This window comes from Microvirga sp. P4_G7 (genome assembly GCF_056401005.1).
Map to the genome: position 1 here is coordinate 1 of NZ_JBFUKD010000145.1, position 7178 is coordinate 7178.

Consider the following 7178-nt stretch of genomic DNA (forward strand, 5'->3'; position numbering starts at 1 on the left):
GCGCAGCACTAYCGCGACGCSCGCATCGCGCCGATCTACGARGGMACSAACGGCATYCAGGCMATCGATCTCGTCATGCGCAAGCTGCCGCTTGCGGGCGGCGGGACGGTTGCGGCTCAGATCGCCTCCATGCGCGATGTCGTCGCGCGCTTGACGCGGACCGACAACGCCGAGTTCGCGTCCATTGCGCCCACGCTCGACATGGCCGTCGAAAGTCTCGCTCGTGCCACGCGCTTTCTTCAGGCAGCGTCTACCAGCGCTACACCGCAGGATGCGCTTGCAGGTGCCACGCCCTATCTCAACCTCTTCGGCATCGCCCAGGGAGGGATAGCCCTGGCGCAGTTGGCGCTGGCCTCGCACGACGCCATGCTGCGAGGTGAGAATGACGTGGCCCATCGCGGGCGAATTGCGCTTGCCCGCTTCTTCGCGGATCACATCGCGACCCGCGCCGATGGCTTGGCGCGAACGGTGATGGCCGGCACGGCGTCTCTCCTCAATGCCGCAGAGGCGCTCGCGCGTGACGTCTGATTCGGCGCTCGTCGGCGGAAGAGATCAAACCGCCAGATAGCGCTGCTGAAGGTCCGCGCGGGAATCAAAGGTCGCCCACGTTCCCTCGAATACGACGCGACCGCTGTCGAGCAGATAGAGACGTTCGGTGCACGTGCGCGCGAACCAGACGTTCTGTTCCGCGACGAGCAATGCCATTCCGTTCTGACGTCTCAAATCGAGCAGCTGCCGCACAAGTTGCTCGACGATCACCGGCGCCAACCCTTCCGTCGGTTCATCGAGCAGAAGGTATTCCGGACGGGCGAACATCGCCCTTGCGATGGCGAGCAATTGCTGTTGACCGCCGCTGAGCTCGAAACCGAGGCGCTTGCGCAGATCGGCCAGCATCGGAAACAACGCGAAGATCTCGTCGATCGCATAGGGAGAAACGTCGGGACGCGCCGCATGGCGTCCCATCGCAATGTTTTCCGCGACCGTCAGGTGCGGATAGATGCGCCTATCCTCCGGAACAAGTCCAAGACCGCGCCGCGCGCGACGGAAACTGGGAAGGCTGGTGATGTCCTCGCCGCGATGCTTGACGAAGCCGACGACGCGTGGACCGCCGCCCATGATGCTTTTCAGTAAGGTCGTCTTGCCGACGCCGTTTCGCCCTAGGATGGCGACGCCTTCCCCATCTCGAATCGATACTGTGGCATCCTGGACAATATGGCTGTCGCCATAGAAAGCGTTGAGCGATCCGACTTCAAGCATGGACAGGCTCCGATCCGAGATAGATCTCGCGCACCATCGCATCGTCGCGCACCTGCGCAGGAGTTCCGGTGGCGACCACGGCGCCTTGGTGCAGAACGGCGACGCGTGAGGCGAGGCCGAAGACCACCTCCATGTCATGCTCCGTCAGCACGATCGTCATCTGATGACGCTCCCTGATGGCGGCGATGAGTTCGGTCGCGGCACGCCGATCCGCCGGCGACATTCCGGCCGTCGGTTCATCGAGCATCAGAATCCGCGGGCGCAGCGCCAAGCTCATGGCGAGCTCGAGTCGCTTCTTGTCACCGTGGGACAACAGCCGTGCCGGTTCGTCGCGCTTGTCGATCAACCCCACTTCGAGAAGGGTCTGTTCGACGGCGTCGCGTACCTCGCGGGAGGGACTGCAGGCGAGAAGGCGGGAGGGACGCCGGCCGAGATTGCGCTCGTACGCCTCGATGGCGATCACCACGTTCTCTTCAGCGGTGAGTTCCGAGAACACGCGTGCGACTTGGAACGTCCGGCCGAAGCCAAGTCGCACCCGATTCCATTCCGGCATGCGGGTGACGTCGTCGCCCTCGAAGCGAACCGTACCGCTGTCCGCGAAGACTTCGCCGGTAAGCACCTTGAACAAGGTTGTTTTTCCGGCGCCGTTGGGACCGATGACGGCGAAGCTGTCGCCTTCGGCGATCGAAAGGTTGACGCGCTTGAGAACTTTGACCGACGGATAGTCCTTCACCACATCCGTGGCGAGGAGCATCGGGGTTGTCTTGGTGCCGTGGAGGATCATCGGACGATCTCCGGTCGTGCGGCAAGAACCGGTTTGCGGGCCATCCGTTTGCGCAGACGTGACAAGCCGCCGAGGAGGCCGCCCGGGAATGCCAGGACGACCAGCAGCAAGATCGAGCCGATGACGATCTCCGACAACCCGTGCAGGGTGCGCGTGCCATATTCGAGCACCGCGAAAACGAGCGCGCCGACGGCCGGCCCCCAGAAACTCTGAACGCCGCCCAGAAGCGTATAGAGGATCGGCCGTGCAGAGAACGTCCAATGAGCGATCTCCGGCGTCAGCAATTGTAACCACGGCGCATACAGCGCACCGGCGATCGCGGTCGTTCCCGATGCGATGGCAAAAGAGCTGAGACGATAAGCCTGGACGTTGATGCCGAGGAACGCCGCGCGCTCCGGATCCTGCTGGATGCTCTTGAACACACGTCCGATGCGGCCGTGCATGACCCACCACAAACCGGTCGCGAGAAGCGCGCACATGGCGATCATGAAATAGTAGTAGTTGTTGCCGCTCGCGAGATCGATGCTTGTGAACCCGAGCGATAGGCGAGGGCGCCGGATACCCGTGAATCCGTCCTCGCGCCCGAGTGCGGGGATGTACGACAACAGCAGATAGACGATCTGGCTCAGTGCGAGTGTCAGGATCGCGAAATAGACGCCGACGGACCGCCGAAGGGCGATAATCCCGACAACGAGCGCGATGAACGCGCCGAACAGCCCTGCACCGGCAAACAGAAGCAGCGGATGCATCGCAGGCGCGGCTTTCGCCGCCCATGCGAAAGCGTAACCGCCGATGGCGAAGAACGACGCATGACCGAAGCTGACGAGACCAGTTTGGCCGAACATCAGATTCCAGCTCAATCCGAACACCACGTGCAATGCCAGGGTCCCGGCGACGAACACGATTCCCATATTGGTCACGAAGGGAAGCGAAACGAGGACGATGAGAACGATGGCCGCGACCGCGGTGTCTCGCTGCCAGGTGCTGCCGCTTGTCCGAGGCGTCATAGGCGGGCTCCTGCGATCAGTCCTTGCGGACGCACCAAAAGCATCGCGGCCATGGCGACATAGAAAAAGATGCCGGGCACCTCGGAGAAGATGACCGAGCCGTAGGAATCAATCACGCACAGCAGGATGGATGCGAGAAATGTTCCGCGAATATTGCCCATGCCGCCGACGATCAGGACACCGAAGGCTTGCACCACGAACACGCTGGCGAGGTTGGGTGAGAGGGTCTGGTTCGGCAGCAACATGCCGCCAGCGAGGCCCGCCAAGAAGAAGCCGATGACGACGATCCATGCGTAGAAGCGCGGGACGTTGATTCCAAGCATTCCGGCCATCCACGGATCGCTTGCGACGGACTTCATGAGTTTGCCGGTGGCGGTGTGCTGAAGGATCCACTCGAGCACGACATAGCAGAGCACGCCAAGGCAGATGATGAAGACGGCGAAAACCGGCATCACGAGGTCGTCGACGATCAGTGCCCCGCCGAGTGCTGCTGGGGTCATGACGCTATGGAATGAAACGCCCCAGATCGCTTTGACGGCGCCTTCCGAGATCAACAGGAGTGCATAGGTGGCGATCAGCGAATAGGCTTCATCAACATGCTGGAGCGGCCTGAACACCAATCGCTCCACCGCCAGACCGCAGAGGCCCACCACCACGCCAGCGACGATACTGATGAGGATGTAGGCGAGGGTCGAGGTGTCGCTGGCAAATGTTTTGACGAGGGAGAACGCAAGGTACGCACCGATCATGAAGAAGCCGCCATGGGCGAAATTCAGGATTCGGAGAATGCCGAAGACGAGCGTCAGCCCCGTGGCGAAAAGGAATACCACCATTGCGGTGAAGAGGCCGTTGAAGAGTGGCCCGAGAAGGAGCGCAAGCACGATCGTTCACCTGTCCGTCAACCTGCCGGCGGTGCGCCGACAGGTTTTGAGCGTGAATTCAACTGAGTGATGAAGAGATCGCTCAGCGCTTGTTGTAGAGGAACTTCAGAGGCTGCCCTGGCGACGGTTCTTCGCTCAAGCCTTCGTCCTTGATGACTTTGTGGCCTGTGATCTTCCAGCCCTGCTCGCTGTCATCGGGGCCGAACTGGACAAAGTTGATATCGCAGATGGCTTGATGGTCTTCCTTGCGGATCTTGCGCATTCCCTTGCAGGAATCGAACTCGAGGCCTTCCAGCGCAGCAATGACTTTGTCGGTGTCGGTGCTGCCGGCTTTCTGGATCGCACTGGCATAGGCGAGGACGGAGGTATGCGCCTCGCCGACATAGCCCGCAGGATACTTGTCGCCAGTCATCTTGACGTAGGCGTCATAGAGATCGTCGTTGACCTTGTGACCTTTGTAAGCGCCGTAAAACCAGTGGAAACCGGACCACAGGCCCGGCGGCGTGTTCTTGCCCATGGCCTGCGCGATGATGAACTCGCTGCCGGGATCGACCAATACCTTGAACTTTTTCGTAAGACCGTAGGCTGCAGCTTGTCCGAACATCGTGACGGCGTCGCCGCCATAGACTCCGCAATAGAGACCTTCAGACTTGCTGCGCATGAGCTGCGCAATCTCGTTCTTGTAGTCCGTCGCGCCGAACTTGGCCCAGATCGGATCCGTGATCGTCACGGCCTTCTTGTTGATTTCGGGATAGAATTGCAGCATCCCGTCGACAAAGGAATCCCAGTTCGACGTTCCGATAGCGGTCTGCGGGTTGATGGCGGTCCAGTCGGATACGGCCGGGTAATCGGCCGCGACGAGTTTGGCGAGGGCGCGCTGGCGGGAATACGCGTGATCAGCGGTCCGGAAAACGTTCGGGCTAAATTGATCGTGCGTCAGTTCGTTCGCCGCGGCCGCGGAAACGACGAGTACAGACTTATCGGCCTGAAGGGTGGGCGCAATTGCGAGGGCGACGCCGCTCGACAGCACGCCGAACATCAGGTTCACGCCGTTGCCGGCAAGGTCCTTGGCGGCGGCGACGCCGGCAGCGGGAGCGGCCTTGTCGTCACGCGTGACGAGTTCGATCTTGCGGCCGAGCACGCCGCCCGCCTGGTTGATCTGGTTGACGGCGATCGTCGCACCGGCAAGCTGGTAGCGGCCGATGACCTCCTGAGAACCGCTGAGCGGTGCAATCAGGCCAAGACGGATCGGTGCGCCCTGCGCAAAGCTCGGTCGAGAGAAGCTGCCAAAGGCGCTGGCGGCGCCGAAGACAGCCAGAGATTTCGTGATCTGGCGACGTGAGAAATCGTTGGACATGTTCCCTCTCTTTCTTGTTTTAGCTATCTAACGGTAGTTAGATTTTTTGACCGGTCAATGGATATTCCTAGTCATTCGGCGACGCTATTCGGCGTAAACGCCGGCGTTCAAAAGGGATGTCGATGCGAGGTCGGCGCCCTGTCGATTGGTGTAGAAGCCGGCGCAAAGCCCGCCGTCGACGGGAATGATCGCGCCCGTCACGTAGGAGGCCGCATCGGAGAGGAGAAAGAGCACGACGGCGGCGATCTCGTCCGGATGGGCCATACGGCCGAGAGGCGTGCGGTTGATCAGGACATCATCCAAAAAGCGAGGAGGGATGCCCTTGCGCACGAGAGGCGTATCGACGCCGTTCGGAGCTACCGCATTGACGCGAATGCCTCGGCGTCCCCACTCGATGGCGAGCACTTCGGTCAGGCCCGAGACGCCGAATTTGGCTGAACAATAATTCGAACGACCGGCGAATCCGCCGAGCGAATTGACGGACGCAATGTTGACGATAGCGCCGCTTCCGTGAGCGAGCATGCGCCGCCCGGCCGCCTGGCACGACAGGAACATGCCCTTGAGATTGGTATCGACGACAAGATCCCAGGTCGCCTCGTCCATGCTCTCGGCCGGTGCGGGGCGGGACAGACCCGCTGCCGTCACGAGGCCGGTGAGAGGGCCGAATGTGGCTTCCAATGTCGCAATTGCGCGCTCGGTCGTCTGCGAATCCCGTACGTCGAAGGGAAGGGCGGTGGCCTTGCCACCGGCCTCGCGGAGTGACGCCGCGACGGCCTCTGTCGAGGCCGTCTGCACGTCCCCGACTCCCACGGCAGCCCCAGCCTGCGCCAGGGCCCTGGCGACCGCTTCGCCGATGCCTGACGCCGCGCCCGTGACGAGCACCGTCATCCCGGTAAGATCGAAGCTGACGTCTCTCGAGGGCGGCTGCATGGCAGATCCTTCACTCCAGCGAAACGTCGTTGCCGTTCCCAAATGAGGGACGCATACGCGCTGGAGAATATCTAACAGTTGTTAGATACTGACGTCAACAGCGCCGCCCTGCCGAAGTCTCTGGACCGGATCATCAACCGCCGCGGGCTGCCCACGCTTCAACCTCGACCAGATATTCCGGGCGAATGAGCGCAGCGACATAGGCGAACATGGTGGCGGGAGGATCATCGCGATGAAAGCTCTTCCAGATCTCCACGTATCGCTCGCGATCGATCGGCGTGGTGAGCCACATGTTCACTTTGAACACGGCGCTGGAATCGAGGCCTTCGCTCGTCAAGATGCGTTCGACGTTGAGGAGAGCGTTCCGCAACTGATCCTCGACGGATGTCGGAAGCTCGCCGTCCGCGTCCAATCCGACTTGCCCCGCGATCGCGAGAATCTCGCTGCCTGGCGGGATGATTGTAAGATGGTGGTATCGGCCGACGGGCGGCGCAAGGTTCGATGGATTTTTTCTCACGATGGTCATCGCCGAATGTTCCTTTCGACATCGCGGTTGAAGGGATTGCGGCTATCTGCGCACGTCCGCCAAGACTGTCGGATCCCCGGACGGCGCGCGCACGAGACACGCGACGTCCGTTCCGCTTTCGACCGGCACGAGCGCGGGGCGGATCGTGCGGCAGCGTTCAATGCGGATCGGGCAGCGGCTGACAAAGGGGCACCCGAGCGGAGGATTGAGCGGACTGGGGAGGTCGCCGGAGAGGATGATCCTCTCGCGCCTACGCTGTGCGCGTGGATCAGGAAGCGGAATCGCCGAAATCAGGGCTTGCGTATAGGGATGGCGGGGTTCTCGGAAAAGCGCGYCCGTCTCGCCCTGCTCGACGACGGTGCCGAGATACATGACGATGACATTGTCCGCCAGGTGCCTGACGACCGACAGATCGTGCGAAATGAACAGGTAGGAC

9 protein-coding genes are annotated in these 7178 nt (G+C 61.6%); 1 reads left to right on the top strand and 8 read right to left on the bottom strand.

Annotated elements, in window-relative coordinates; all coding sequences use genetic code 11:
• Positions 1-528, top strand: a 528-nt coding sequence (locus AC1DT3_RS08785; protein WP_477464874.1) for an acyl-CoA dehydrogenase C-terminal domain-containing protein, incomplete at its 5' end; no start/stop codon positions are given.
• Between the two features lie 24 nt (positions 529-552).
• On the opposite strand, the gene AC1DT3_RS08790 is transcribed toward AC1DT3_RS08785, so the two are convergent.
• The 8 genes from AC1DT3_RS08790 to AC1DT3_RS08825 all read right to left on the bottom strand — a co-directional run.
• On the bottom strand, positions 553-1257 hold the full coding sequence (locus AC1DT3_RS08790) for an ABC transporter ATP-binding protein (RefSeq protein ID WP_477464875.1): 705 nt from the start codon (positions 1255-1257) through the stop codon (positions 553-555).
• A complete protein-coding gene (locus tag AC1DT3_RS08795; protein ID WP_477464876.1) occupies positions 1250-2041 on the bottom strand; it encodes an ABC transporter ATP-binding protein in 792 nt (263 codons plus the stop codon). Before AC1DT3_RS08795 ends, AC1DT3_RS08790 begins: the two co-directional genes overlap by 8 nt.
• Complete coding sequence (locus tag AC1DT3_RS08800; RefSeq protein WP_477464877.1) at positions 2038-3048, bottom strand: branched-chain amino acid ABC transporter permease; 1011 nt, start codon at positions 3046-3048, stop codon at positions 2038-2040. Before AC1DT3_RS08800 ends, AC1DT3_RS08795 begins: the two co-directional genes overlap by 4 nt.
• The gene (locus AC1DT3_RS08805) at positions 3045-3929 is read right to left on the bottom strand and encodes a branched-chain amino acid ABC transporter permease (protein WP_477464878.1); all 885 of its coding nucleotides are present in this window, start codon (positions 3927-3929) and stop codon (positions 3045-3047) included. Before AC1DT3_RS08805 ends, AC1DT3_RS08800 begins: the two co-directional genes overlap by 4 nt.
• An 82-nt stretch (positions 3930-4011) precedes the next feature.
• Positions 4012-5286: an ABC transporter substrate-binding protein gene (locus AC1DT3_RS08810; RefSeq protein ID WP_477464879.1), complete on the bottom strand. Its 1275-nt coding sequence runs from the start codon at positions 5284-5286 to the stop codon at positions 4012-4014.
• Between the two features lie 84 nt (positions 5287-5370).
• Complete coding sequence (locus AC1DT3_RS08815) at positions 5371-6216, bottom strand: SDR family NAD(P)-dependent oxidoreductase (RefSeq protein WP_477464880.1); 846 nt, start codon at positions 6214-6216, stop codon at positions 5371-5373.
• Positions 6217-6349: 133 nt separating this feature from the next.
• Positions 6350-6742 (bottom strand): RidA family protein, encoded by a 393-nt coding sequence (locus AC1DT3_RS08820; RefSeq protein WP_477464881.1) that lies wholly within the window; start codon positions 6740-6742, stop codon positions 6350-6352.
• Positions 6743-6784: 42 nt separating this feature from the next.
• The coding region (locus AC1DT3_RS08825) for an oligopeptide/dipeptide ABC transporter ATP-binding protein (protein ID WP_477464882.1) at positions 6785-7178 on the bottom strand (394 nt) is incomplete at its 5' end.

Excerpts from the sequence above, each read along its gene's own strand:
- AC1DT3_RS08820 (WP_477464881.1), bottom strand. The coding sequence starts at position 6,742 with ATGACCATCGTGAGAAAAAATCCATCGAACCTTGCGCCGCCCGTCGGC.
- AC1DT3_RS08795 (WP_477464876.1), bottom strand. The coding sequence starts at position 2,041 with ATGATCCTCCACGGCACCAAGACAACCCCGATGCTCCTCGCCACGGAT.
- AC1DT3_RS08810 (WP_477464879.1), bottom strand. The coding sequence starts at position 5,286 with ATGTCCAACGATTTCTCACGTCGCCAGATCACGAAATCTCTGGCTGTC.
- AC1DT3_RS08815 (WP_477464880.1), bottom strand. The coding sequence starts at position 6,216 with ATGCAGCCGCCCTCGAGAGACGTCAGCTTCGATCTTACCGGGATGACG.
- AC1DT3_RS08790 (WP_477464875.1), bottom strand. The coding sequence starts at position 1,257 with ATGCTTGAAGTCGGATCGCTCAACGCTTTCTATGGCGACAGCCATATT.
- AC1DT3_RS08800 (WP_477464877.1), bottom strand. The coding sequence starts at position 3,048 with ATGACGCCTCGGACAAGCGGCAGCACCTGGCAGCGAGACACCGCGGTC.